Origin of the sequence: Coprococcus intestinalis (assembly GCF_023656595.1) — a bacterium.
Lineage (GTDB): Bacteria > Bacillota > Clostridia > Lachnospirales > Lachnospiraceae > Coprococcus_A > Coprococcus_A intestinihominis.
In genome coordinates, this window is sequence record NZ_JAMOKJ010000028.1 from 1 (window position 1) to 26,040 (window position 26,040).

Here is a 26,040-nt window from a genome sequence, read left to right on the forward strand (position 1 = left end):
AGGATCAAACTCTCATGTTTGATTTTGGTTAAGATTCACAGCTAGCTGTTATCTCTTCCCGTTTTACTTTGGTTTGTGTTCTTAAAAATTCTTTTTAGGAATTTTCGGGATTGTTTTATTATTAAGCTGTCAATGTTCATTCTCACTCAGTCAACCAATTCTCCTTTGGAAATACCAAACGGAGAAGGAGGGATTTGAACCCTCGCGCCGCTATTAACGACCTACTCCCTTTCCAGGGGAGCCCCTTCAGCCTCTTGGGTACTTCTCCAAATAAGCTGACTAACAAGCGATATTCAATTAGTATCCCAGTGGATACAGCGGAGAAGGTGGGATTCGAACCCACGGCCCCTTGCGGAGTCACTGGTTTTCAAGACCAGCTCCTTAAACCACTCGGACACCTCTCCATTGCGTTATCCTTACATGGAAGGTCTCACGCGACAATAGATATATTATCATCTCAAAAGCCAAATGTCAACAACTAATTTTACTTTTTTTCAAAAAAATTTAAACAATTACGGCACTTCAAATTTTATGGGATGTTCCGAGCATCCGCAGTATCTTAAAGTGCCGGAACGACAATATACATTCCCGTACAGGCATGCGTTATCTGTTGTCTCCACCGTTTAAAAAGGCTTCTGCAATAACCAGGTCTTCAGGGGTTGTAATCTTGATATTGCGGTAGTCGCCTTTTAACAGGTAAATGGAATGGTCGGCATATTTTTCAACAACCATGGCATCGTCTGTGACGGTGGTATCCCCCGCTTCTGCTCTTTTTCGATATGCTTCTGATACAAGGGCATAGGAAAATGTCTGTGGTGTCTGTATCTGCCACAGTTTTGAACGGTCCGGGGTATCGGCTACATAGCCCTTGCTATCCACTACTTTGATGGTGTCTTTGGCAGGCACAGCTGTAATGCAGGCTTCCTTCTCCTGCACACAACTGATATTCGCATTAATAAGCACACTTGATATAAGCGGTCTGGCTCCATCATGAATCAGCACATAATCACAGTCCGACAATGCCTTTAATCCTTCATAAACAGAATCATAACGTTCTTTGCCGCCTGCAATAACCGCACGGACTTTCTGAAAATTGTATTTCTCCACAATTTCTCTGCTGCAATAGTCTATTTCATCCGCACCTGTCACAAGGATAATCTCATCCACCTCAGACAATTCAAAAGCCCGAAGCGTATAATAAATAACCGGTTTACCCTTAATCAGCAGATACTGTTTGTGAACGGAAGTTCCCATTCTTTTTCCGCTGCCTGCTGCCAGAACGACAGCGGCTGTTTTCTTTCCATCTGCCGTCATTGTGCTTTTTCTCCGATCTTCAGATTCGGCACTGCATTCAGATCAAGCCCCGCACGTTTGCCGTTCATATAATCATAATAGCCAGCCGCCCCGATCATAGCTGCATTGTCTGTACATAATAACGGTGACGGTCTGTAGAATTGAATATTTCGTCTGCTGCATGCTTCTTCCATGGCACCACGAAGTGCACTATTGGAAGCTACGCCTCCGGCAAGTGCGACTTTCTTAATATGATATTCCTTTGCTGCCTTCATTGTATGTTCTACAATGACGTCTACGATTGCTTTCTGGAAGGAAGCCGCCACATCTGCTCTGTTAACTTCTATATTCTTCATATGACACTCATTCAGATAATTTAAAACAGCTGATTTGACACCACTGAAGCTGAAATCCAACGGAGCCCCCTGAATATGTGCCTTTGGGAATGTAATGGCATCGCTGTTGCCTTCTTTGGCCAGCTTATCCACCTTCGGGCCGCCAGGATACCCCAGGCCAATGGCTCTTGCAACCTTATCAAAAGCTTCTCCGGCTGCATCATCATGGGTTCTGCCTACGATCTCATACTGTCCGTAATCTTTGACAAGAACAAGATGCGTATGTCCACCGGATACCACCATACACAAAAATGGTGGTTCAAGGTCTTTGTTCTCTATATAGTTAGCCGAAATATGTCCCTCAATATGATGCACGGGCACTAACGGCTTATTCGCTGCATAACTGATCGCCTTTGCTTCCGCTACGCCTACGAGCAGCGCACCAACCAGCCCCGGACCGTATGTTACCGCAATCGCATCAATATCCTCCAATGTCACATTGGCCTCATCCAGTGCCGCCGTGATAACCGGATTGATTTTTTCGATATGTTTTCTTGATGCGATTTCGGGTACGACGCCACCATATAATTTGTGCAGTTCAATCTGAGAATATATAATATTAGACAACACATCACGGCCGTTTTTTACAACTGCAGCCGCTGTTTCATCACATGAGCTTTCAATCGCCAAAATTAAAACGTCTTTATCCATTTTTATGACTCCTCAAAATTCAATTCCAGTGATTTCTTATCTTTGCCCGGATAAGCATTCTGGAAAATCTGACGTACATCTTCAATATACTGCTCCGGTCTGTTCAAAGCCGGACTGTAATGCGTAAGCCAGAGTTCCTTCACTCCCGCCTGTTTTGCCAGTCTGCCGGCTTCTTCAAATGTCATATGCTTATATTTGACCGCATTATTGACATCCCCTTTTTCGCCATACATGCCTTCACAGATAAAAAGGTCTGAACCTCGGGCATTTCTGACAATACTGTCTGTCGGGCGGGTATCCGTCGTATACGTTACTTTCAGCCCTTTGCGTGCCGGTCCCAGAACCATCTCCGGCTGATAAATTCTGCCGTCCTCCGTCCGGATCGTTTCACCCTTCTGCAATTTGCTCCAAAGCGGTATCGGCACTTCATTCTGTCTGGCCTTCTCCACATCAAACATACCCGCACGTTCAATAGAGATACTATACCCATAACAGGCAACACGATGATTCACTTTGAAAGCATCTATCACATAACCGTGCAGTCTGATCTGCTGCTGCGGTTCTGTCAATTCTATAAATTTGATTTCAAAAGGCAGTTCCGGTGCGATCACCCTAAGCGCCTTGACAACCCGTTCAAGTCCCTTCGGTCCGATCATTGTCAGCGGTTCCGTTCTATCTGAATTGCTCATCGCAAGTAAAATGCCAGGAAGACCACTGATATGATCTCCATGAAAATGCGTAATGCAGATAATATCCAGCGGTCTGAAACTCCACCCCTTTTCACGAATAGCGATCTGAGTTCCCTCACCGCAGTCAATTAATAAACTGCTGCCGTTATACCGCAGCATCAATGATGTCAGCCACCTGTACGGCAGCGGCATCATGCCTCCTGTTCCAAGTAAACATAAATCCAGCATATTATTCCTCTTTCTATTTGCCGTGCTCCTGTTTTCAAGACTTACCCGTGCGTCCCGGTGCAAAATTTTCATCCGTTTTACAGACATATTTTCTATCTGTTATATCCATTCCGTCTGTTCTTCCTCATCCGGCAGATAGCACCATGTCTGAATCATCTTCCCATAGCAATTCTCACAGAGCTGGAAACGATGAATACAGCCATCCCACTTTGAAAAGTATCCCCATGCTTTGCTGACATCCAGAAACGCTGCCCTGTCACATTCATCAACCGACGCAATCATCTGTCCGCAGCAATTACAGATATATACTTCTTTTTTACTTATCTCATCGTATTTTTTCATAGAGTCCTCTCCTAACCTTTCACATTTCGACAAGGTCCATTATACAAAAATACGTCTTATTCGTCACCGGCAATACTTTCCATCTTCATAACCAATGCATTTTCCTTCGGGCAATCATAAAAATCCCTGCGGATACCAATGGTTCTAAATCCCAGTTTTTGGTAGCAACGATGCGCCGATAGATTGCTTGGCCGCATCTCAAGGATAAAGGAAACAACACCGTTTTTCTTTTCCTCTCCAATCAGGGCCTGCACCATTTCAGCACCATATCCGTGATTCTGATGATCCTTTTTGATAGCCACATTGACAATTTCCGCTTCATCCAGCGCCCTGTAAGCACCGCAGTAACCGATAATCTCGTTCTGTGCATTCACAGCAACGATAAAATCAGCCTCTTCCTGCTCAAGCGTATCCTGAAAAGCTTTTTCCGACCACGCATCACCAAAAAGGCTTTGCTCAATGGCCGCCACCTGAGGCAGATCATCCAACTGCATCTTTCTTATCATCATGCTTTTTCCTGCCCTTTTTTGGCTGCAAGTTCTCTTTCAGCCTGTGAAAGTCTGAGATAATCCGGCTGATGTTCTGCTGCAGACTCGTATTTGCCTTCATGATAATACTGAAGGGCCAGTGCACCAAGGGCACCTGCTCTCTGCTGACTCAAATGGATCGGCGCATAGCTGTGCGGAACCTGAATATGTTCCTCAATATATGGTTTGAATACCGGTACACCGTCTCCAAGAAAGATCACTTTGCGTCCCAGCTGATTAATCTCATCTATAATTTCCCCAAGCATCACTGCTTTCTGTCCGGAGATGCACTTCATCTGATCTCCATCAAATGTATATAGCCCCGTATAAGTCTGGTTTCTTCTGGCATCCATCAACGGGCACACAACTGCATCTGTTCCGCAAAGATTATATGCAATGGCATCTACTGTTGGTACACTGATAATCGGAATACTTAACGCCAGTCCAAGGCCCTTGGCTGTTGCCGAACCGATTCTTAATCCCGTAAAAGACCCCGGACCTCCTGAAACGGCAATAGCATCCATCTCCTGTACCGGAATCCCGATCATTTTCAGCAGCGTATCCATCATTGGCAGCAAAGTCTGCGAGTGTGTCTTCTTAAAGTTTGTTGTATATTCCCCGATCAGCTTCTCTTCTGTCACAACTGCCACGGAAGCCACTAATCCGGAGCTCTCCAATACTAATATCTTCACTGTAATTCTCCTTCCGCCTCGATTGTTATCATCCGATAATCAAATCCTTTTTCCAATACCTTTTCTATTCTCACTGTCTGATAATGAGGCGGCAGAATTTCTTCGATCAGATTGGCCCACTCGATCAGGCAGACGCCCTCACCAAAAATATATTCATCAAATCCGATCTCCTCCATCTCTTCAACGTCACCGATCCGGTAAACATCAAAATGATAAAACGGTATCCGTCCCTCGTCATATGTCTGCACAATAGTAAATGTCGGACTGCTGACCGGTTCTGTAATGCCCAGTCCGGCCGCAAAGCCCTGGGTGAAAACAGTCTTGCCGACACCAAGATCGCCTAACAGACAGAGAACATCCCCCGCCTTGGCCTCCCTGCCCATCTGTTCACCTATTTTATATGTTTCTTCCGCATTAAATGTTTCTATCTTCATACGCTGACTCTCTTATTATTATTTTAATTTGAGTTTTCCTGTATCAATATGCTGTTTTAAACATGCTGCAACACGTGCATACTGTTCGCCCAACTGATCCTTGGGCCAGATATAAGCCCGGGCTGCTGTCATATAGACCAGTAGTTCACGGCCATTATCTTTGACTCTGATGATCTGATCCCAGCCAACATCTGCCCGTTCTTCACCGAGACATACTGAAAGATGTTCATCGGATAAAATATATTCCAGTCCGCCGCCCAGAGATTTGTTCCGCTGAATCTGTGCCTTTGCCTTTGTCAAAAGCATCAGCGGATTGATGACCGTAAACAGCAGCGCAATAATAAAGTAGAGCATCTTAGCCGTCGCATCCGTCACATTCCATCGGGTGATCAGCAGCACAAGCGAACCAATACTGAGCACCAGCCCTATGATACCTGCAGGCTTGCTGTAATAATGATACATCATAAAATAGTACAAATCATTTACTTTTAATGCAATTTTAAATTTAATCTCGTCCATTTTGCCTCCTTGTATCTAATCTATAATAGTATCATCAATCAAGAATCATTGTCAACTGAATACGTTTTTTTGCAAGATCCACAGACATAACTTTGACTTCCACCACGTCACCGACACTGACTATTTCCATCGGGTGGCGGACAAATTTCTTATTTGTCAGCTGTGAAATATGCACCAGACCATCCTGATGAACACCGATATCCACAAACACACCAAAGTCAATCACGTTTCTGACGGTTCCTTTTAAAATCATCCCCGGCTTCAGGTCTTTCATTTCCAGGACATCCGTACGGAGTACCGGCTTCGGCATATCTTCTCGAGGATCCCTTCCCGGTCTTCTCAATTCATGAACAATATCATGCAGGGTGATTTCTCCGATGGATAATTTTGCCGCCATCTTCTCATAATCTTCAATTCGAATTGGAAGGCTGCCTTCACGCAGCTTATCCGGTTCCACGCCCAATTCAGACAGTAATTTCTCGACTGCCTCATAGGATTCCGGGTGAACGCCCGTATTATCAAGAGGCTGACTGCCATCGCTGATACGAAGGAAACCTGCACACTGCTCATAGGCTTTCGGTCCCAGTTTTGGCACCTTTAAAAGTTGTTTTCTGTTGTCAAAACGTCCGTTTTCTTCACGATATGCCACGATATTCTTTGCCACAGTCTTGCTGATGCCGGAAATATACTCAAGAAGAGACGCAGAGGCCGTATTCAGATCCACCCCGACTTTATTGACACAGTCTTCAACGGTACCGGATAAAACTTCGGACAGTTTCTTCTGATTCATATCATGCTGATACTGACCGACACCAATGGCCTTCGGATCAATCTTAACCAGTTCAGCCAGAGGATCCTGAAGTCTTCTGGCAATAGATGCCGCACTTCGCTGACCAACATCAAAATTAGGGAATTCTTCTGTCGCCAATTTGCTGGCTGAATAAACACTGGCGCCTGCCTCGCTGACGATCACATAAGCCACTTTCTCAGGTATTTCCTTCAGAAAATCTACTATGACCTGTTCTGATTCTCTTGACGCCGTCCCGTTTCCAAGGGAAATCAGCGTAATACCATATTTCCTGACAAGTTTTCGAAGAACTTCCTTCGCCTGATCAATTTTCTTCTGCGGCTCTGTCGGATAAATAACAACCGTATCCAGCACCTTGCCTGTCGGGTCCACAACTGCCAGCTTACATCCTGTTCTGAAAGCCGGATCCCAGCCAAGAACCGTCTGCCCTTTGATTGGCGGCTGCATCAGCAGCTGCTTCAGATTCTTGCCAAAAACAGTCATAGCGCCTTCTTCTGCTTTTTCGGTCAGGGCATTCCTTACTTCACGTTCCACCGCTGGTGCGATCAGACGGCGATAACTATCCTCTGCTGCCGCTTCCATCATTTCTGTTGTATAAGGATTATTCTGATGAACAACCTGTCTTTTCAGCCAGCCAATCAGCTTCTCTTCCGGCACTTCAATCGTTACATTGACCATCTTCTCTTTCTCTGCACGGTTGATCGCCAGCACTCTGTGTCCCGCAATTTTGGATACCGGTTCAGCAAAATGATAATACATTTCATAGACAGATTTTTCTTTGTCATCCTTTGCTTCAGATACAAGACGTCCCTCTTTTTCAAACTGCTGTCGGATCCACATACGATAAGCCGCTGTATCCGCGATACTCTCTGCCAAAATATCCGAAGCGCCCTCTAAAGCTTCCTTAACATCTGCCACACCTTTTTCCTCTGACACATAGTCGGCAGCTTCTTCTTCAACCGGATGTCCGAGATTCTGTGCCATCACCGCTACGGCCAGCTTTTCAAGGCCTTTTTCCTTAGCAATCATGGCCCTTGTGCGGCGCTTTGGACGATATGGCCGGTATAAATCATCCACAACCACCTGTGTCTGAGCTTCCTCGATCTGTTTCAGCAAAGCGTCTGTCATCTTCCCCTGATCACGGATGGTCGCAATGACCTGCTGCTTCTTATCTTCAAGATTTCTCAGATAGATCAGCCGTTCATAAAGCTTTCTCAGCACTTCATCGTTTAATGCCCCTGTCTTTTCCTTTCGGTAGCGGGCAATAAAAGGAATGGTATTATCCTCATCAATTAACTGTACTGCAGCTGTCACCTGCCATTTTTCAACACCCAGTTCGCTGCTCAGTTTTGCTTCAATATCTATCATACTTTTCTCCTTTATTCATTGAATACAACAGGGCTGCAGCAAAATTATCCTATTCTTGCCGCAGCCCCGATCACTTTTATTCTATATATGCTAGTACATCGTTTTCGAAATAACTACACCATTCACTTGCCTGCGAATCCGAGTGTGCAGGTAGAAAAGCCTCGGCGTAGCCCGCTACGCCTGCGTTTTTTACCTGCACACTCGAATCCGCATCCTGCGCGATTGGTGTAGTTATTTACGAAACGATGTACTAGTTCATGAAAATACGAGCGATAAAGCCACCAAGCTGTGATTTCTTCTCTTCAAAACCGCCCACTGTCATTGGTTCTGTTACAAAGCCATACTCACCATCCACACCTTCGGCATGGCAGATGGCAATGTCCCCAAATAAGGCTCTCGCTTTATCTTCTGTGCCATTCTTCGCACGAACAAAAAATCTGCTCTTGTACAATGTATATTCAACCAGATGCAGTTTCTGTGGCTGCCAGATCGTCATGATATGGGTTCCCATATGCTTGACTTCATCCACCACATCAGAAACAACTGCGCTTGCTGTCGGCAACTTGCCTGCACCCTTACCATAGAACATAACATCTCCCAGGGCATTACCCTTTACAAGGATTGCATTAAATACATCATTCACACTATAAAGCGGATGATCATGGGCGATCATCATCGGTGCCACAAGTGCAAACAGACCGCCTTCTTCTCTGCGGCTTGTGCCAAGCAGCTTAATGCCCATGTTCATAGCCTTGGCATACTTAAAGTCTGTCTCCGTAATATGCGTGATGCCTTCTGTATGAATATCCTCATAATCCACCTGCATACCATAAGCAAGAGAAGTTAATATTGCAATCTTACGGCAGGCATCATAGCCTTCCACATCTGCTTCCGGATGTCGTTCTGCATAGCCCCTGTCCTGCGCTTCCTTCAGTACAGTATCATAATCTGCACCTGCCGTATCCATCTTGGTCAGCATATAATTCGTTGTCCCATTCAGAATACCTGTAATCTCATCAATCTCATCTGCTGTCAGAGACTGATTCAGAGGACGGATAATCGGAATACCACCGCCGACACTGGCCTCAAAAAGGAAGTTAACATTCTTCTCATTGGCAAGTGCCAGTAATTCTGCGCCATGCTTCGCTACCAGTTCCTTGTTGGAAGTTGATACACTCTTTCCTGCCTGTAAAGCCTTCTTGACAAAAGTGTAAGCCGGTTCAACGCCCCCCATGACTTCGACAATAATCTTGATCTCCGGATCATCCAGGATCACCTGATAATCATGTACAATCTTCTCCTGGATCGGATCTCCCGGAAAATCTCTCAGATCCAAAACATATTTCACATCAATGGCTTCACCTGCACGCTTTGTAATTGTCTCACGGTTCGTTGTCAGAACCTCTACAACACCTGAACCGACTGTCCCATATCCTAAAACAGCTATATTCACAATAATCTCCTCCTGCACTCAGACTTCGTGCTCTGTCTATTCTCTTCCGAGTATTTTTATGTCGTGAATGCCCTTCATTGCATTCAGTCTCTCCACAAGTGCAGAAAAATCTCCTGTTGTCGGCAAAACGTCGATACTCAATGTCAATGACGCAACACCATTGATGGGGATTGCCTGATGAATCGTCAGTATATTGGCTCTGTAATCTGCGATCTTCCCCAATATCCCTGACAGTAGTCCCGGCTCATCATCCAGCTGTATGCTGAGCGTAATGGTCCGCCCATGAACATTCTCATGAAAAGGAATGATATCATCTTTGTACTTATAAAAAGAACTTCTGCTGATACCCGTGGCATCTGTTGCTTCCTGTACAGTCATCGCCTTCTCGGAATCGATCAGACGCTTTGCCTCCACAACCTTCAGTAAAACTTCAGGCAATGCCCGTTCCTTTACAATGTAATATTTGCCACTTTTATCCATAAAATCCACCTTTTGTTCGCATAGGAAATACACTTGTTTTTACTAGAACGATAGTAGCACAAATTATTCCCCATTGCAACTGTTTTATTGTTCCTGCGGCTGATTTTTTAAAAGATTGTTCCATTTCAGGTAGGCATTGATAAAAAGATCAATATCTCCATCCATGACCGCATCTACATTGCTGCTCTCGGCACCTGTACGATGGTCCTTGACCAGCTTATATGGCTGCATCACATATGAACGGATCTGGCTGCCCCAGGCATTATCCTTAACCTCACCGCGGATACCTGAAAGCTTCTCCTGATTCTCCTGCTGTTTCAGCAAATACAGTTTGGCTTTCAGCATCTGCATGGCTTTATCCTTATTCATATGCTGAGATCTTTCATTCTGACATTGCACAACAATATTCGTCGGCAAATGCGTAATACGGATGGCCGATGACGTCTTGTTGATATGCTGACCACCGGCACCGCTGGAACGGTACGTATCAATTCGCAGATCATCCTCATTGATCTCAATATCAAGATCTTCCTCGATATCCGGCATAACATCGCAGGACGCGAAGGATGTCTGTCGTTTACCCGCCGCATTAAATGGTGAAATACGGACAAGACGGTGAATTCCCTTCTCACTCTTCATATACCCATAGGCATTCTCTCCCGCAATTTCCACTGTTACAGACTTGATACCGGCCTCTTCACCATCCAGATAATCCAGCACGGTGGTTGTAAAGCCATGCTTCTCAGCCCATCTTGTATACATGCGGAACAACATGCTGACCCAGTCGCAGGCTTCTGTACCACCGGCTCCGGCATGCAGTGTGACGATGGCATTGTCTCCATCATACTCTTCCGAAAGCAGTGTTTTAATTCTGAGATGTTCAAAACGTTTCTCAAAATCTGCCATGGCTTCCTGTACTTCCGGAATCAGGGATGCATCATTCTCTTCATAGCCCATCTCAAGAAGTGTTTCCACATCTTCCCATGCTGTCTCCAATCGATGATATTCTTCAACTGTGTCTTTTAAATTCTTTAATTCTTTCATGGAGTTATTGGCTTTATCGGCATTGTCCCAAAAACCCGGTTCCTCCATCATACGCTCTAATTCTTCGATCCTTGACTTCTTGCCAGCCAGGTCAAAGTGAATCCCCCACTTCTTTTAATGGTACGGCATAGCCGTTCAGAGCGAATTTAATCTGATCGAATTCGACCACCAAAATCACCTCTTTCTATAATCAGAACCTGTTTGCAGGTTCTGGTGCGAAATCGTGTCTGCAAAGCAGGCACGATTTCAATTTATTACTGATTGCGTCCGCAACAGTTCTTATACTTAATCGGGCGTCCATCCGGATAGCACTTGCCGCATGGGCAAGGATCATTCGGCTGAACTTTCTTGTTCTTTCTCTGAACAGGTTTCTTTGGACCGGAATCATCCTTGTTCGTTCCTGTTACCTTCACTTCCTGTTTGCGCTCCACTTCAGGTTTCTTGCGGATGTGCAGCATGATCATCACGATATCTTTGGAAATCGCAGCAATCATCTCTTCAAACATCTCAATACCCGCATAACGGTATTCTACAACAGGGTCCTTCTGTGCATATGCCTGCAGAGAAATACTCTGACGTAACTGATCCATATCATCAATATGGCTCATCCACTTATTGTCAATGACTTTCAGCAGGAATACACGCTCTACTTCGCGGAATGTCTCTGCAGAGCCCGTCTCCTCTGTTATCTCCTGTTCCTTCTTTGCATACAGTTCCTTGACCTGTTCTGTCACTTCATCAATCAGACGTTCTGTCGTATAGCCTTTATAATCATCCTTGTTCATGGACAGTGGCTTAATCGGTGCGATTGGAAGCAATGTACGGTTCAGCAGCAGAAGATTCCATTCTGCCGGTGTCTGACCTTCATCAATAACATCATTGATCTCCGCTTTAACAACATCGCCAATCATACGGACAATCTCATCATGCATGCTCTCGCCCTTCAAGACACGGCGGCGCTCTTCATAGATCAATTCTCGCTGCTCATTGTTAACCTGGTCATATTCCAACAGGTTCTTACGAATAGCAAAGTTGTTGGACTCGATCTTCTTCTGTGCCTTCTCAACAGCATTGGAAAGCATCTTGTGTTCAATCGCCATACCATCTTCATGAGACAGTGCATTGAATACCTTCATCATCTTGTCAGAACCAAACAGACGCATCAGATCATCTTCAAGGGAAATGAAAAATCTTGTATCACCCGGATCTCCCTGTCGTCCGGCACGGCCTCGAAGCTGATTATCAATTCGTCTTGATTCATGACGCTCTGTACCGATAATCTTCAGACCGCCCAGTTCAGCCACACCATCCCCAAGCTTGATATCGGTACCACGACCGGCCATATTCGTGGCGATGGTCACCGCACCTCTTTCACCGGCATGTGCAACAATCTCCGCTTCCTTCTCATGGAACTTCGCATTCAGAACGGTATGCGGAATCCCCTCTTTTCTCAGACGGTTACTGATTTCTTCAGAGCCTTCGATGGTGATTGTACCAACCAGAACAGGCTGTCCCTTCTGATGGGTCTCAATAATCTCTTCAACAATGGCATTGATTTTCTCTCTGTGGGTACCAAATACCAGATCATCATGATCCACACGGATAACTTTCTTGTTTGGCGGGATCTCGATAACATCCAGACCATAGATCTCACGGAACTCTTCCTCTTCTGTCAGGGCAGTACCGGTCATGCCGGCTGTCTTGTTGTATTTATTAAAGAAGTTCTGCAGTGTGATCGTTGCCAGCGTGCGGCTCTCTCTCTTAACTTCTACACCTTCTTTTGCTTCAATCGCCTGATGGAGACCATCTGAATAGCGACGGCCCGGCATAATACGACCTGTAAATTCATCGACGATCAGTACTTCGCCATCCTTAACCACATAGTTCTTATCACGGAACATCAGATAATTGGCGCGAAGAGCCAATGTCATAACATGCTGGATCTCAAGGTTATCAGCATCAGCCAGATTGTTCAGATGAAAATACTCCTCTACCTTCTTGACACCCTGTTCTGTCAGAACAACATGTTTCTCTTTTTCATTGACAATGAAATCACCGGTCTCTTCAACTTCTTCACCCATCATGACTGTCATCTTGTTGATCTCGCCCTTACGCTCACCCTTTGTCATACGTTTGGCCAGATAATCACAGGTGTTGTAAAGTGCCGTTGACTTTCCGCTCTGACCTGAAATGATCAGCGGTGTTCTGGCTTCATCGATCAATACGGAGTCCACCTCATCGATGATCGCATAATTCAATTCACGCTGTACCAGCTGCTTCTCATAAACTGCCATATTGTCACGCAGATAATCAAAGCCAAGTTCATTGTTCGTCGCATAAGTAATATCGCACTGATAAGCCGCACGACGCTCGTCCGGATTCATACTGTTCAAAATGACGCCAACGCTCAATCCAAGGAAACGATGAACTTCACCCATCCACTCTGCATCTCGGTTGGCCAGGTAGTCATTGACTGTAACAATGTGAACACCCTTGCCCTCAAGTGCATTCAAATAGGCCGGCAATGTAGATACCAATGTCTTACCTTCACCAGTCTTCATCTCAGCGATACGACCCTGATGCAGGATCACACCGCCGATCAGCTGAACTCTGTAATGGCGCATGCCAAGTACACGGGTTGCTGCTTCTCTGACAACTGCATAAGCTTCCACAAGGAGATCATCCAATGTCTCTCCTTCAGACAGACGCTTCTTAAACTCATCTGTCTTCGCTCTCAGCTCTTCATCAGACAACTTCTCCATAGCAGGACCCATGGCTTCAATTTTATCAACGATTGGATATACTCTCTTCAGTTCTCGCTCACTGTGTGTACCCATAATCTTGCTGAAAATTCCCATATAGTTCTCTCCTAAAATCACTGAATTGTGCGCCCTCATATATACTGTGTTTCTTCCTGTCCGGCGCACCCGAAACGTGTCTATAACGAATTTATTCTAACACTATATACTGCCATTTGCAAATAAAAAAAGCGTAAAAACTTCCGCATCCCCGATAAGAACCCCCGTTTGGTTCCCAGATAGACACAAAAAAACCTCAAAAGAAGTTGTTCAATACAGGCATGTTCGCACTGCCATCACCTGTAATTTGAACAACTCCTTTTGAGGCTTTTGCCGATTATATACAACCGCACACTATTTATTCCCCATAGTATGCTTATACTCAATATTCAACACGGATTTAGTTCTCCGGTTCGATCAGGCCGTATGTGTTGCCTTTTCTCTTATAAACAACATTGACTTCATTGGTCTGTGCATTGCGGAATACAAAGAATGAATGTCCGAGCAGTTCCATCTCAACACATGCTTCTTCAGGATCCAATGGCTTGATCGCAAACTTCTTCGTTCTGACGATCTTCACTTCCTCATCACCATCTGTCTCCATCTCAAGATACGCCGGTTGGAAGTTCTTTCTGCTGTTCTGCTGGTTCGCAATTCTTGTCTTATACTTTCTCAACTGACGGACGATAATCTCTTCCACCAGATCTATGGATACATACATATTATCACTGGACTGTTCTGCACGGATTGTATGTCCTTTCACAGGAACTGTTACTTCAATCTTCTGACGCTGCTTCTCAACGCTTAACGTAACAATAATCTCTGTCTCAGGTGTAAAGTACTTCTCAAGCTTGCCTAACTTGTCGTAAATGGCTTCCTTCAATCCTTCTGTAACTGTGATATTGCGGCCGCTGATGATATAACGCATATAACCATCTCCTTCATCTATATTCCACTGAAATGAATCAGGGTCTTTCTGTCTTACAACTTGTAAAACTATAGCATTATTATACCATATATACCGTTTTTTTCAAGTCAATTCATTAAATTTTCAAAAAATAAATGTATTTTTAGACTATTGGACGTATTTTATTTAGAATTTTCTGTGCCATTTTTATTATTATTTGTCAATACAAAAGTCAAGTATTTTCGCGTTTTTTTTCCTCAATTCGACACTTTTTACGTTTTATACAAAACATATATTTGCATAAGTGCTCAAGATATCCACCATTTTTTTATCCACAAACCTGTGGATAAAGTGGATAACTCTGTGTATAACTCAAAAATAGCGCCTTTTCAGTATTTTTGCCTGTGGATAACCTGGTGATAACTTTTCACTTGTCCTCATCCTCTATCGGGCAACTTCGACATGTTTTGGCACAATTATTGTGCAATTCTCACAATTAGACATTTTTAAATTGTTTCACTCCCGAAACAATCAGAATTTCATCGAAAGTTTTCCATAAAACAATTGCTATTTTTCCATCTATTCACATAGCGTTGTCCTTTGTCGAATGATTGTTGAAAAACCGATCAAAGGAAAGAAAAAGAAAAACTGCATGCCCGCAGAATACTCTGCAAACATACAGTTTTTCTTTCGTATATTGATTAGATAATACGTTTTGCACACATTGGTGTTCTGTAGTACAGATCGGAAATGATAATTCCCTTTGATGGTGTACTTGCATGAACAACCTTGCCATTACCGATATAAATAACAACATGGCCGACGCCTTCGCTGTCACCATAGAATACAAGGTCACCAGGCTGAAGATCACTGATGGCTACAGATGTGCCAACAGTTGCCTGAATACTTGCACGTCTCGGAATGGAATAACCGAAATGCAGGTAAACCTGCTGTGTAAATCCTGAACAGTCAACACCATTTGTCAGGCTGTTGCCGCCATAGACATATGGATAACCGACATACTGTACAGCGAAGTCTGCAATCTGCTGGCCCAGTGAAGAGCTGGATGAAGTAGATGAAGCAGTTGTATTGCTTGTTACAGTTGGCTTGGTCGTCGTCAGATAATCACTCTTGATGTAACCTGTCTGACCGTTATAATCAACACGGCTCCAGCCGCTGCTTGTCTTGCCTGTTCGTGTAATGCTGCCGCCTGCTGCAAGTGTACCGATCTTATCCGCATCTGCTGATGCTTTGGCACGGATATTCACACCTGCTGTTGCATAAACGGTTTCTTTCACTTCTTCAATATCACTCTTAGAAGAGGAAGTATTGGATGAAGAAGATGTCTGATTGCTCTCAGTTACCTGAGGCTTTGTTGTTGTCAGATAATCGCTCTTAATGTAACCTGTCTGACCATTGTAATCCACCTTACTCCAGCCATTGCTGTCTGATGTACGTGTTATGCTGTAGCCTGCGATCAGTGTACCGATAACATCCGCATCTGCTGATGCCTTGGCACGGATATTCACACCTGCTGTTGCATAAACAGTTTCTTTCGTTTCCTGCTTTTTCTCAGTTGTCTGCTGTGTACTGTCTAATGCTGCAGCCGGTTTCGTTGTTGTCAGGTACTCGCTCTTGATGTAGCCTGTCTGACCATTGTAATCCACCTTGCTCCAACCGTTGTCGCCAACGCCTGTACGTGTAATGCTGTAGCTTCCTACCAGTACATCCAGTTTATCTGCATCTGTCGATGCTGCTGAACGGATAGATACGGAATAAGTTGCCCATACCGTTTCATTCACATCTGTATAAGAAGCAGAGGATTCTTTATCCTGCTGAGTTTTCTCTGTCTCTGTGGCTTTTGTTTCTGCTGTTTCAGTTTCAGCAGCCTTTGTCTCTGCTTCTGTCTCTTTCTCAGTTTCAGCTTCAGTTTCGGACGCTTCAGTTTCAGCAGCCTTTGTCTCTGCTTCTGTCTCTGCCGTCTCAGATTCCTTCTTCGTCTGCTCTTCATCAACAGAAACAGCCTCTTCGTATTTCACATCCAGAACAACTGAATCTGCCGGAATGTAACCTGTGTTATCACCAACCTTAACCTGTACCCACTGGCCATCGTCTGATGCTCCGAGCACTGTCAGCTCCTGATCCCACAAAACAGTTGTCACAATCTTGGCATCAGCTGAAGGTTCTTCGTACATATACATCTGCTCACTCTGTGACTTTGCAACCAGTTCAGAAACTTTATGTTCTTCTGCATAGGCTTCCGCATCTGTCCCTGTGAGCAAATACTTTGCTTCCACATAGCCATCACAATCACCGGATGTAATATGTGCCCATCCGTCTTTGACTTCCTCAATCTCACAGCCCGAGCCGGAATAAAGCTTACCCACAACATCTGCATCGCCATTCGGTTCTGTATGGATCTTCAGATAATCATCAGCAACAGCGATACCCTTCTTCGCATACGGAGAACGCTGATCCTGTTCGACAGTTGTAATAATCCTTGCTTCCAGATCCAGGCCTCCTACATAGGTACTGTCGGTGCTGACAACAGATATACTCTGATCTGTATTGATCGTAATCGGTGCTGCCATCGCCGGCACTGTACATGCAGAAACAACAAGAGCTGTGGTAATACCTAACACAGCTCTCTTATATCTATGATTCACCATCGGTATACCCCTTTTCTATCTTTTACTTTGTTCCTATCCCATAATTATGTAAATGCAATTACAAGATATTAATAAACAATTGTAAGTTGTTACATTATTGTTACAAAAAGATTATACCAATGATACGCTTTTTTGTCAACCTATCCGTCTGATTTTTCCACCCTGAATCATGATCTTCTGCTGTTTCAGCAGTCGTCCCACAGCACGTTTGAAGGCTGCTTTACTGATTCCGAGCTCACGCTCAATAACTTCCGGACTGGCTTTTTCTGTAAAAGGCAATACACCGTCATAGCTGTCCAGCAGTCTGAGGATCTTCTCTCCGTCCTTGTCCATCTGCACACTGACTGTCTCTGACATCGTCAGTTCCATCTTGCCGTCTTCTCTGACTTTAACAACTCTGGCATGTACCCGATCTCCGACTTTCATACGGCCATGAACACCCTTTGATGGGATCATGCCATGATACGTGCCGTCTACGGCAACAAAAGCACCATAATGTTCATTGATCTGATAAACAATCCCCTCAACGTAATCATTTTTCTGATAATCACTGTCTGTTCGCAGATATTCATAAACCTTCATCGTTGCACAGAGACGGCGGCTCTTATCTATATAAAGTGCCACCAGGCAGCTCTGACCGCTCTCCGGACGCCATGTCTGCTCTTTAAAAGGCAGAAAAAGATCCTTTTCCAATCCCCAGTCCAGAAATGCACCAATCTTGCCCACCTCTTTGACTTCCAGTATCGCTGTTTCTCCCAGTTTCAGCTTTGGCTCCAATGTTGTGGCCACCAATCTGTCCTGAGAATCACGATAAATAAATACTTCAATCTCATCACCGATCTGGCTGCCTTCCGGCACATATTTGGACGGTAATAAGACAGCCTGCTCTTCACCTTCACAGCCAAGATATACACCAAATGTTTTCACACGCTTGATTGTTAAAATCTGTTTCTTTCCTAATTCGATCATTTTTTCCTCCCCTATCTATCTTTTGAACTCAACAACCGCGTAGGCCTGACCTTCTGCATCTCCAAGCAGAATCTTGATGATTTGATCATCCTTATATATAAAAGGATACAACTGGTCATGCAATACTGCCGCTTTCTTATATTCTACACGTACCTGGCGAATATGAAAATCCTCCGGTACAAATTCCAATGCCGTTCTTATATACTGTGCATTATTCATGTGTTGATTCGTGTCAATAAACGCTTTTGGAACACTGATCGGTTCCAGCCTTTCCTTTTCTTCTCTGAAAGCAATCTTACGCGGTGCATACGACATGTCCGCTTTCTCTTCCATAGGATAATGTGCCGCAATCTCCGGTGCGATTCTTACAACGTGTCCGTTTTCCATATCCACAAGTATCCACTGCGAATTGGCAACAGCGAGACGTCTGCCGTTCTCGTCCTGAAGCATAAAGTTTCTGTAACCGAAAGCTGCATCGAATTTGTATGGCCATGTGCTGACACTGACTTTGCATCCCATCTCCGGATATGTGTCCACATCAATCTGCCATGAAGCCAGCAGCCAGGCCAGATGATGCTCATTCATGTAGGTAAGCCCCATGCCAAGCACTTCCGACTGGAAAACGCTGCAATCCTGAAAGTATTCTGCAATCTGAGCAATATCTGCAAAACCTTTCATGGAAATCTCACTATAAGTAACTCTTCGATCATGTGTATACATCCTCCGTCTCCTCTCTCTGCCTGTCGCAGGATAAAAAAAACAGACATCTTGCCTCAGCAAGATGTCTGACCTAATAGCTGGGCTAGAAGGACTCGAACCTTCAAATGCAGGAGTCAGAATCCTGTGCCTTGCCAATTTGGCGATAGCCCAATGTCTCTTGACAAAAAGAATTATATAACAGGAAATCAAAAACGTCAAGCACTTTTTTTAAATTTTTTAAACTTTTTTATTTATATCTACAAAATACCAAATTTCACCGTCTGCCGGGAGGGGTGGCAGATATTCCATCCAGATAAAATCTCCGCATCATAAGGACATCAAAGAGCCCCATTCATGGCAGGGGCTCTTTGATGTTTTTCTATATACTAAAGACAGTTTGCAATGATGTCCGTATAATCAGTATTCCACTTCCTGAAGGAACAATCCCTGTGCCGCCGCAGTTGCTCCGGCTTTTGTTCTGTCCCTGCTCTCTAAAATAGCTGTCATTTCTTCCGGCCGGCGCTCTCCTTTTCCGACTTCAATTAGGGTGCCCACAATGATTCTTACCATATTATATAAGAAACCATTGCCATAAACTGTAATCTGCAGTTCTCTCGTATCAGCATAAATATCAATATCATAAATCTCACGAACAGTGGATTTGTTTGTACGCTTGTTGGAACAGAAAGCTTTGAAATCATGTTCTCCAACAAGAAGGGCTGCCGCCTTTTTCATTGCAGTCACATCCAGCTTATCGAAACAGTACCAGGTATACTTTCTGTCAAAAACACAGGGAACATCGCCAATGGCAATACGATAGAGATATTTCTTAGCTTTTGCATTGTACCTGCTGTGGAAACGTTCTGGCACATCGTCCACACGATTGACCGCAATATCCCCGGGAAGATATCGATTCAGATAATACTTCATCTCCCAGCATTTCATATTGCTGTTGGTATGGAAATTCGCCACCTGCTCATAAGCATGGACGCCGGCATCTGTTCTTCCTGCTCCGATCAATTCTACCTGTTCTCCTGTCATCTTGCTGAGAACATCTTCCAGTTTTCCCTGGATGGTCACGCCATGACCTTTGCCAAGGCGCTGCCATCCATCATATCTGCTGCCATCATATTCAATCAGCAGCCGTATATTTCTCTCCATATGCTATCCTTTCACATCTCACAAGGTGCGGATGCCCCGGTGTACCGATATCTGTCAATGTCGGCACCTCCCTCAGGCAATTCTCACCTGCATAGCGACAGCGGCCGTAAAACGGACATCCGCCGTCTCCATCCACTGTTTCCGGTAATATTTCATTCACTGTGACGCTATCTGTCGTTTCTTTCTCTTCATCTGTCAGAATACTGTCAAACAGCATTCTTGTATACGGATGACATGGATGATCATAAAGTTCATCCACATCTGCCATCTCCACAATTCTTCCAAGATACATCACGATCACTCTGTGACACATATGATGCACAACATTCAAATCGTGGGAAATAAACATATACGTCAGATTCTTCTCATCATGTAACTTCAGAAGCAACCTGAGAATCTGTGACTGAACCGTAACATCAAGGGCGGATACCGGCTCATCAGCGATGATCAATTTTTCCCCGCGCATCAGCGACAGGCCGATACTGATTCTCTGTCTCTGACCGCCTGAAAGCTCCCTGGCATAACGATTCGCAAAAGATGGATCCAAGCCGATCTCTGTCAGCATCTGATTCACCAACTCTTTACGCTGTTTCTTATCCTTAATGCCTTTCAGCTTCAGTGGTTCCTCAAGGATCCAACCAATCTTTCTGGCAGGATTCAGGGAACTAAAAGGATCCTGAAAGACCATCTGCGGTTTCAGATGATCCATCTCAAGCTTACCGTCATACTCTCTATTCAGTCCGACAATGGTCTTCGCCAATGTGGACTTACCACAGCCGCTTTCACCTACAACGCCGAGAATCTCACCCTCATAAAGATCAAAACTCATACCATGGATAATATGCTTGCGTTTATCCTTACTTGAAAACAGCTTCTTATTCTCTTTATAATAAACATTCAAATCCTGAACTTCCAGCAACTTCTTTGTATTCTGGGATTTCCGTACCTGATCCGGCATAGACGCTACAAGCTTGCGGGTATACTCATGCTTTGGATGCTTCAGTACCTCTTTGGCATCCCCGCGCTCTACGATCACCCCTTTGTACATGACAACCACCTTCTGACAGACTTCCTTGATGACGTTTAAGTCATGGGAAATAAACAGAATAGAACTGCCCATATCTCTGTGGATTTTCTTCAACAGATTCAGAATCTGAGCCTGTACAGTTACGTCAAGGGCCGTCGTCGGTTCATCCGCAATGATCAGATCCGGATGGTTGATAATCGCCATGGCAATCATCACACGCTGACGCATACCGCCGGAAATTTCATGAGGATACTGATCCACCAGTAATTCCGGATTTCTGAGGCCGACACTGGCCAGTGCTTCGATCACACGTCCGCGAATCGCTTCTTTATCTAAATCTGTATGCAGTTTCAGGCTTTCTCCCACCTGAGTACCAATCTTCATGACCGGATTCAGAGATGTCATCGGTTCCTGAAAGACCATCGACATATTCTTGCCCTGGATCTTGCGGCGCTCCTCACGGCTCATGCCCAAAAGTTCCTGACCATTCAGCTGAATGGAGCCCTCAGATACCTGCGCTTCTTCACTAAGCAGTCCCATCACTGCAAGAGATGTCATGGACTTACCGGAACCGGATTCACCAACGATTCCGACGATTTCTCCTTTTCCCACCTCAAGATTGACATGATCCACAACTGTGTGTATGCCACTCTTTGTTGGAAAACCAATGGTCAAATTCTCGATTTTTAATAATTCCTTATCCATAGGTTCCTCCTAATCGCTGATGGCCCTCAGCCCTTCACTAATCTGACTGAAGCCGAGAATAATAAGAACAATGACAACACCCGGCCAAATGGCATACCACGGTGCTGTAAATATATAGGCCTGTGCCCCCGAAAGCATACGTCCGAGACTTGGATCCGGCGGCTGAACACCCAGTCCGAGATAACTCATACTTGCCTCCGCCAGAACAGCATTGTTAAAACCGATCGCCGCTGCTGTCAGCATGCTTACAACGGTATTCGGCAAAATATGTACAAATATAATTCTCAGACTGCCCGCTCCCATCACCTGGGCACTGCGGACAAATTCCTGGGACTTGTATCGTATCACTTCGCTTCGCACAATTCGCGCAAAACTCGGGATAAACATCACACCCAAGGCCACGATGATCTTGTACTTGCCGGTTCCGATAAAACTGATAAAGATCAAAACAAGCAGGACGCTCGGGAATGATAATAAAACATCATTGATTCGCATAACAATCTCATCCAGAAGACCCCCGTAAAATCCGGTGAGTGCACCGATGATAACGCCAAAAAAACATCCAATGACAACTGTGGACAATGCCACAAAAAATGTCGTGCCGCAGCCATTCATGACACGGCTGAAAACATCTCTTCCGAAGTTATCTGTTCCCATAATATGCATCAGGCTTGGTGCCTGATTCCTGGCCATGCTGTTCATGCCTGTAATATCATACGGCGTCCAGAACTGGCCGATAATCGTTATGACGAGGATAATGCCTGTCAGGATCAGACCGAAAATCAGACTGTAATTATGTTTTTTCATCTTCTACTCTCCTACGCTGTCCGTACTCTCGGGTCTACCAGCTGGTATAAAATATCCACAAGAAAATTGATGATCACAACAATGGATGTAATATATAATACCGCTGCCTGAACAACCGGATAATCACGGGTTGATATCGATGTGATCATCAGACGCCCCATACCCGGAATGCTGAAAACCTGCTCAATGACAAGACTTCCGGCAAGAATTTCTGCTGCAACCATCGCTACAAACGTAATAACAGGTATCAACGCATTACGAAGAACATGGCCATATAAAACCTGATTGACGGAATTGCCTTTGCTGTAAGCCGTTCTGACATAATCTTTCTTCATTTCGCTTAATACGGAATTTCGAAGATACTTCACAACCATCGCAATCTTTGGAAGCGCTACCGCAACAGCCGGAAGAATCAGGTACTCTATGCATCCTTTCAGGTCCTCCTGCATACTGACATAACCTCCGGGCTGAAACACCTTAAGCACCAGACCGAAAATAACCGTCAGGATAATTCCCAGAAAGAAAGACGGAATCGCCATTGTGATCTGCGTCACCTGATTGATCACTACATCCAGCCATTTGCCGGCATAGCGTGCTGACAGCATGCCCAGAGGCAGTGACACAACAATGATAATGATAAACGACATCACAGCCAGCAGAATTGTGACCGGCAGTCGGGACTGCAGAAGCTGTGTCACTGTCATCGTATCGTATTTGTATGATTGACCAAAATCGCCATGTAATGCCTTACCAAGCCAATGCACATAGCGGGTCAAAACAGGCTGATCCAACTCATACTCTGCTCTGACCCTTGCAATAGCTTCGGGAGATGCATCCACTCCCAGTTTGGAAACGGCGGCATCTCCCGGTATGACACTAAAAGCGGTAAAGGTCAGAAGTGAAATAAATAACAATGTTATAATGAGAGTAATGATTTTTTTTATAAAATATTTCATTATGACCTCCGCGACAGGTTCCGCTTATAGAAACCTGATCGATGTGCTCTATTTAATTTCTATTGATGATTCAGATTACTGAACCGGTTTGACAAGTGAAAGGTCAATTGCGGAAACCGGATAGCTCTGGTAACCTGTATACTTGTTGCTGACTGCAATAAAGTCAGCCGGATCTTCGATAAATACAGATGCTGCCTGATCTGTAAGAATCTGCTGAAGTTCACCATACAGCTGATGCTTCTCATCATGATCAATAGTTGCCAGTGCTTTACCGTATGCTTCATCATATGATGCATCGCTGAAGTTTGTAAAGTCACTGCTGGAATCAGTGTAATATCTCTTATACCATGTAGCCGGAGAAAGAGAGCTGATGTCAAAGCCGATGACTGTAGACTGATAATCTCTGCCCTGGTAAACATCTGATAACCATGAACTCCATTCAACCTGGTTGATAGTTACATTCACGCCTACAGCTGCCAGCTGTTCTGCAATGATCTCTGCAGTCTGAACATGCTGTGTATAACTGCTAGGTACAGTGATCTCAAGATCAAAACCATCTGCATAACCTGCTTCAGCAAGGAGTTCTTTGGCTTTATCTACATCATATGTATAAGTGCCTTCTGTATCTGCATTGTACCATGCTGTGATAGTCGGATAACCATGTGTCTGGATCATCTTGCTCTTTCCGCCGAACAGGAATTCATTGATGGCATCTCTGTCAACTGCATAGTTCAGTGCCTGTCTGACACGAACATCCTTCAGTGGCTCATAAGCGTTATTCAGGAAAAGGCCGTGAACCAGCATCATTGTAGACTCTACAATATTGTAATTCTCAGTTCCAAGTGCCGCTACCTGATCATTGGTCAGATACTGAAGCATATCAATGGTACCGCCCTGAAGTTCCACAAAAGCGGACTGAGCATCTGCAATGAATTTGAACTTGGCATGCTGGATGCAGTCAAGTTCTTTGTTCCAGTAACCATCATATCTCTCCATCTCAAGATACTGACCTTCTGCAAAGTTCGTGATCTTGAAAGGACCTGTACCGATTGGATTGGTTGCCTGATTCGCATCGTTAGCCTGTTCAAGGATTGCAACAGACAGGTTGTAGATAAACTCTGAATTTGCTTCTGACAATGTCAGTTCAATGGTCTTGTCATCCACAATATTGATCGCTGAAATAGCAGAAAGTGCGGAAGACTCGCCGTCCATTTCCGCACTTCTCTCTAATGAATATTTAATATCTTCGACTGTTACAGGGTTGCCATCCTGGAAAGTAATTCCATCTCGTAATGTGAAAGTATATGTCTTTGCATCATCAGAGATTGTGTAATCACTTGCCACTGCCGGAGTGACATCACCATCTGTAGTAGGTTTTACCAAACCTTCAAAAACGTTAAATAAGACACTGCGAGTTCCTGCATCCGTATCTTCGTGCGGGTCAAGACTGCTGATTTCCTGTGACAGACCTACTGTGAAACAGGAAGTATCTGAATTGGCTGCGTCAGACTGTGTGCCATCTGCTGCTGATTCAGTTGTCTTTTCTGAAGAACTATTACCAGTTTCAGAAGACTCTGTACTCTTATTGCTTCCGCATGCGCAGAATGCAACAGATACCAAAAGCACCATTACACTTAAAAGAATCTTTGTGACAGATTTCTTTTTCATAATCGTTTAAACCTCTTTTTTCTGTAATATTTCTCCCATTATTAAATTGTCTATCACATTATACCATTTCAGATATAAAAAGCAAGTATTTTTTATTGAAATTGACAGTTATTCAACCGATTTCAAAGATTCAACCATGTCTATTTTTTTCAGTCGGTAGTACATCAGCCAGTTGACAAAAATCGAGAAGCCGAATGTAATAATAATCGCATAAATATAGCTCGAAAAGTCCGCACGACGGATAAACATGAGCACCTCTGTCTCGACGGAAGTAATAATATACGCATGCAGATACTTGCCGAATACCGCCCCCACAAGGGCACCAATAATCGTCAGCAGTATATTCTCTCTGTATACATATTCTGCCACTTCCAGATCATAAAATCCAAGCACTTTAATCGTTGCCAGTTCCCTGCGTCGTTCTGTAATATTGATATTATTCAGATTGTACAATACGATAAATGCCAGCATACCGGCGGCAGTCATCAAAATCAGCGTCACAATGTTCAGACTGTTCAGCACTTCCTCAAACTTGCTTCGGACATAATCAGTGGTGGATGTTCCTGATACTGCATTCAATGCCAGCAATTTTGCCGAATAGGATTCGGAATTTTCACTGGTCAGTCCCGGAATGAAAGCTTCTATCTTATTCCATTTCGGCGTCTCACCGAATGTTGTCTCATATAATGCCGGTGACATATACACATAACTCATGAGATAATTCTCCGCAATATGTCCCACCGTAACTTCC

The 26,040-nt window shown here is 44.3% G+C and carries 23 protein-coding genes and 3 tRNA genes; all 26 read right to left on the bottom strand.

What is annotated here, in order from left to right; all coding sequences use genetic code 11:
* Nucleotides 1–179: 179 nt before the first annotated feature.
* A tRNA-Ser gene (locus NBH03_RS14920) sits at nt 180–268 on the bottom strand.
* A gap of 50 nt (nt 269–318) precedes the next feature.
* Nucleotides 319–404: transfer RNA gene (locus NBH03_RS14925), tRNA-Ser, on the bottom strand.
* Between the two features lie 199 nt (nt 405–603).
* Complete coding sequence (gene ispD / locus NBH03_RS14930; protein WP_250800034.1) at nt 604–1,314, bottom strand: 2-C-methyl-D-erythritol 4-phosphate cytidylyltransferase; 711 nt, start codon at nt 1,312–1,314, stop codon at nt 604–606.
* The gene (gene tsaD, locus NBH03_RS14935) at nt 1,311–2,339 is read right to left on the bottom strand and encodes a tRNA (adenosine(37)-N6)-threonylcarbamoyltransferase complex transferase subunit TsaD (RefSeq protein ID WP_250800035.1); all 1,029 of its coding nucleotides are present in this window, start codon (nt 2,337–2,339) and stop codon (nt 1,311–1,313) included. The genes ispD and tsaD overlap by 4 nt, the downstream gene beginning before the upstream one ends.
* Nucleotides 2,340–2,341: 2 nt before the next feature.
* Nucleotides 2,342–3,256: a ribonuclease Z gene (locus NBH03_RS14940; RefSeq protein WP_215690076.1), complete on the bottom strand. Its 915-nt coding sequence runs from the start codon at nt 3,254–3,256 to the stop codon at nt 2,342–2,344.
* A gap of 99 nt (nt 3,257–3,355) precedes the next feature.
* Nucleotides 3,356–3,598 (bottom strand): hypothetical protein, encoded by a 243-nt coding sequence (locus NBH03_RS14945; RefSeq protein ID WP_015513948.1) that lies wholly within the window; start codon nt 3,596–3,598, stop codon nt 3,356–3,358.
* 56 nt (nt 3,599–3,654) lie between these two features.
* Nucleotides 3,655–4,107 (bottom strand): ribosomal protein S18-alanine N-acetyltransferase, encoded by a 453-nt coding sequence (gene rimI, locus NBH03_RS14950; RefSeq protein WP_250800036.1) that lies wholly within the window; start codon nt 4,105–4,107, stop codon nt 3,655–3,657.
* Nucleotides 4,104–4,817, bottom strand: coding sequence for a tRNA (adenosine(37)-N6)-threonylcarbamoyltransferase complex dimerization subunit type 1 TsaB (gene tsaB / locus NBH03_RS14955; RefSeq protein WP_117541572.1), 714 nt, complete (start codon nt 4,815–4,817; stop codon nt 4,104–4,106). Before tsaB ends, rimI begins: the two co-directional genes overlap by 4 nt.
* Complete coding sequence (tsaE, locus tag NBH03_RS14960; RefSeq protein WP_250800037.1) at nt 4,814–5,251, bottom strand: tRNA (adenosine(37)-N6)-threonylcarbamoyltransferase complex ATPase subunit type 1 TsaE; 438 nt, start codon at nt 5,249–5,251, stop codon at nt 4,814–4,816. The genes tsaB and tsaE overlap by 4 nt, the downstream gene beginning before the upstream one ends.
* Before the next feature lie 18 nt (nt 5,252–5,269).
* Nucleotides 5,270–5,770 carry a YcxB family protein gene (locus NBH03_RS14965; protein WP_250800038.1) on the bottom strand — a complete coding sequence of 167 codons (501 nt, stop codon included), beginning with the start codon at nt 5,768–5,770 and terminating at the stop codon, nt 5,270–5,272.
* A gap of 34 nt (nt 5,771–5,804) precedes the next feature.
* Entirely contained in the window at nt 5,805–7,946 is a 2,142-nt protein-coding gene (locus NBH03_RS14970) for a Tex family protein (RefSeq protein ID WP_250800039.1), read from the bottom strand.
* A gap of 250 nt (nt 7,947–8,196) precedes the next feature.
* Nucleotides 8,197–9,402, bottom strand: coding sequence for a homoserine dehydrogenase (locus NBH03_RS14975; protein ID WP_250800049.1), 1,206 nt, complete (start codon nt 9,400–9,402; stop codon nt 8,197–8,199).
* A gap of 33 nt (nt 9,403–9,435) precedes the next feature.
* Nucleotides 9,436–9,879 carry an ACT domain-containing protein gene (locus tag NBH03_RS14980; RefSeq protein WP_015513943.1) on the bottom strand — a complete coding sequence of 148 codons (444 nt, stop codon included), beginning with the start codon at nt 9,877–9,879 and terminating at the stop codon, nt 9,436–9,438.
* 84 nt (nt 9,880–9,963) lie between these two features.
* A protein-coding gene (gene prfB / locus NBH03_RS14985; RefSeq protein ID WP_117528405.1) for a peptide chain release factor 2 occupies nt 9,964–11,092 on the bottom strand; the annotation gives its coding sequence in 2 pieces (ribosomal slippage) (nt 9,964–11,016 and nt 11,018–11,092; 1,128 coding nt in all).
* 85 nt (nt 11,093–11,177) lie between these two features.
* On the bottom strand, nt 11,178–13,781 hold the full coding sequence (gene secA / locus NBH03_RS14990) for a preprotein translocase subunit SecA (protein WP_250800040.1): 2,604 nt from the start codon (nt 13,779–13,781) through the stop codon (nt 11,178–11,180).
* Nucleotides 13,782–14,121: 340 nt separating this feature from the next.
* Nucleotides 14,122–14,649 (bottom strand): ribosome hibernation-promoting factor, HPF/YfiA family, encoded by a 528-nt coding sequence (gene hpf, locus NBH03_RS14995; protein WP_015513940.1) that lies wholly within the window; start codon nt 14,647–14,649, stop codon nt 14,122–14,124.
* Nucleotides 14,650–15,329: 680 nt separating this feature from the next.
* Nucleotides 15,330–17,297, bottom strand: coding sequence for a C40 family peptidase (locus NBH03_RS15000; RefSeq protein ID WP_250800041.1), 1,968 nt, complete (start codon nt 17,295–17,297; stop codon nt 15,330–15,332).
* Between the two features lie 135 nt (nt 17,298–17,432).
* The gene (locus NBH03_RS15005) at nt 17,433–18,266 is read right to left on the bottom strand and encodes a CvfB family protein (RefSeq protein ID WP_250800042.1); all 834 of its coding nucleotides are present in this window, start codon (nt 18,264–18,266) and stop codon (nt 17,433–17,435) included.
* Nucleotides 18,267–18,281: 15 nt separating this feature from the next.
* Entirely contained in the window at nt 18,282–18,986 is a 705-nt protein-coding gene (locus tag NBH03_RS15010) for an acyl-[acyl-carrier-protein] thioesterase (RefSeq protein WP_250800043.1), read from the bottom strand.
* 77 nt (nt 18,987–19,063) lie between these two features.
* Nucleotides 19,064–19,136, bottom strand: a tRNA-Gln gene (locus tag NBH03_RS15015).
* Nucleotides 19,137–19,382: 246 nt separating this feature from the next.
* The gene (gene truA / locus NBH03_RS15020) at nt 19,383–20,126 is read right to left on the bottom strand and encodes a tRNA pseudouridine(38-40) synthase TruA (protein WP_227083010.1); all 744 of its coding nucleotides are present in this window, start codon (nt 20,124–20,126) and stop codon (nt 19,383–19,385) included.
* Nucleotides 20,098–21,858 carry an ABC transporter ATP-binding protein gene (locus tag NBH03_RS15025; protein ID WP_250800044.1) on the bottom strand — a complete coding sequence of 587 codons (1,761 nt, stop codon included), beginning with the start codon at nt 21,856–21,858 and terminating at the stop codon, nt 20,098–20,100. Before NBH03_RS15025 ends, truA begins: the two co-directional genes overlap by 29 nt.
* Nucleotides 21,859–21,867: 9 nt before the next feature.
* Entirely contained in the window at nt 21,868–22,665 is a 798-nt protein-coding gene (locus tag NBH03_RS15030) for an ABC transporter permease (RefSeq protein WP_250800045.1), read from the bottom strand.
* 11 nt (nt 22,666–22,676) lie between these two features.
* Nucleotides 22,677–23,621, bottom strand: coding sequence for an ABC transporter permease (locus NBH03_RS15035; protein ID WP_250800046.1), 945 nt, complete (start codon nt 23,619–23,621; stop codon nt 22,677–22,679).
* A 75-nt stretch (nt 23,622–23,696) separates the two neighbouring features.
* Nucleotides 23,697–25,289 carry an ABC transporter substrate-binding protein gene (locus NBH03_RS15040; protein ID WP_250800047.1) on the bottom strand — a complete coding sequence of 531 codons (1,593 nt, stop codon included), beginning with the start codon at nt 25,287–25,289 and terminating at the stop codon, nt 23,697–23,699.
* A 108-nt stretch (nt 25,290–25,397) separates the two neighbouring features.
* Nucleotides 25,398–26,040: ABC transporter permease (locus NBH03_RS15045; RefSeq protein WP_250800048.1), on the bottom strand; the 643-nt coding region annotated here is incomplete at its 5' end.

What these genes read in the sequence shown, in the direction of transcription:
- NBH03_RS15040 (WP_250800047.1), bottom strand. Translation starts at nt 25,289, where the DNA reads ATGAAAAAGAAATCTGTCACAAAGATTCTTTTAAGTGTAATGGTGCTT.
- NBH03_RS15035 (WP_250800046.1), bottom strand. Translation starts at nt 23,621, where the DNA reads ATGAAATATTTTATAAAAAAAATCATTACTCTCATTATAACATTGTTA.
- truA (WP_227083010.1), bottom strand. Translation starts at nt 20,126, where the DNA reads ATGGAGAGAAATATACGGCTGCTGATTGAATATGATGGCAGCAGATAT.
- NBH03_RS15005 (WP_250800042.1), bottom strand. Translation starts at nt 18,266, where the DNA reads ATGATCGAATTAGGAAAGAAACAGATTTTAACAATCAAGCGTGTGAAA.
- NBH03_RS14970 (WP_250800039.1), bottom strand. Translation starts at nt 7,946, where the DNA reads ATGATAGATATTGAAGCAAAACTGAGCAGCGAACTGGGTGTTGAAAAA.
- NBH03_RS15030 (WP_250800045.1), bottom strand. Translation starts at nt 22,665, where the DNA reads ATGAAAAAACATAATTACAGTCTGATTTTCGGTCTGATCCTGACAGGC.
- secA (WP_250800040.1), bottom strand. Translation starts at nt 13,781, where the DNA reads ATGGGAATTTTCAGCAAGATTATGGGTACACACAGTGAGCGAGAACTG.
- hpf (WP_015513940.1), bottom strand. Translation starts at nt 14,649, where the DNA reads ATGCGTTATATCATCAGCGGCCGCAATATCACAGTTACAGAAGGATTG.
- NBH03_RS15010 (WP_250800043.1), bottom strand. Translation starts at nt 18,986, where the DNA reads ATGTATACACATGATCGAAGAGTTACTTATAGTGAGATTTCCATGAAA.
- NBH03_RS15025 (WP_250800044.1), bottom strand. Translation starts at nt 21,858, where the DNA reads ATGGATAAGGAATTATTAAAAATCGAGAATTTGACCATTGGTTTTCCA.
- rimI (WP_250800036.1), bottom strand. Translation starts at nt 4,107, where the DNA reads ATGATGATAAGAAAGATGCAGTTGGATGATCTGCCTCAGGTGGCGGCC.
- NBH03_RS14980 (WP_015513943.1), bottom strand. Translation starts at nt 9,879, where the DNA reads ATGGATAAAAGTGGCAAATATTACATTGTAAAGGAACGGGCATTGCCT.
- tsaD (WP_250800035.1), bottom strand. Translation starts at nt 2,339, where the DNA reads ATGGATAAAGACGTTTTAATTTTGGCGATTGAAAGCTCATGTGATGAA.
- tsaE (WP_250800037.1), bottom strand. Translation starts at nt 5,251, where the DNA reads ATGAAGATAGAAACATTTAATGCGGAAGAAACATATAAAATAGGTGAA.
- NBH03_RS14945 (WP_015513948.1), bottom strand. Translation starts at nt 3,598, where the DNA reads ATGAAAAAATACGATGAGATAAGTAAAAAAGAAGTATATATCTGTAAT.
- NBH03_RS14965 (WP_250800038.1), bottom strand. Translation starts at nt 5,770, where the DNA reads ATGGACGAGATTAAATTTAAAATTGCATTAAAAGTAAATGATTTGTAC.
- ispD (WP_250800034.1), bottom strand. Translation starts at nt 1,314, where the DNA reads ATGACGGCAGATGGAAAGAAAACAGCCGCTGTCGTTCTGGCAGCAGGC.
- NBH03_RS15000 (WP_250800041.1), bottom strand. Translation starts at nt 17,297, where the DNA reads ATGGTGAATCATAGATATAAGAGAGCTGTGTTAGGTATTACCACAGCT.
- NBH03_RS14940 (WP_215690076.1), bottom strand. Translation starts at nt 3,256, where the DNA reads ATGCTGGATTTATGTTTACTTGGAACAGGAGGCATGATGCCGCTGCCG.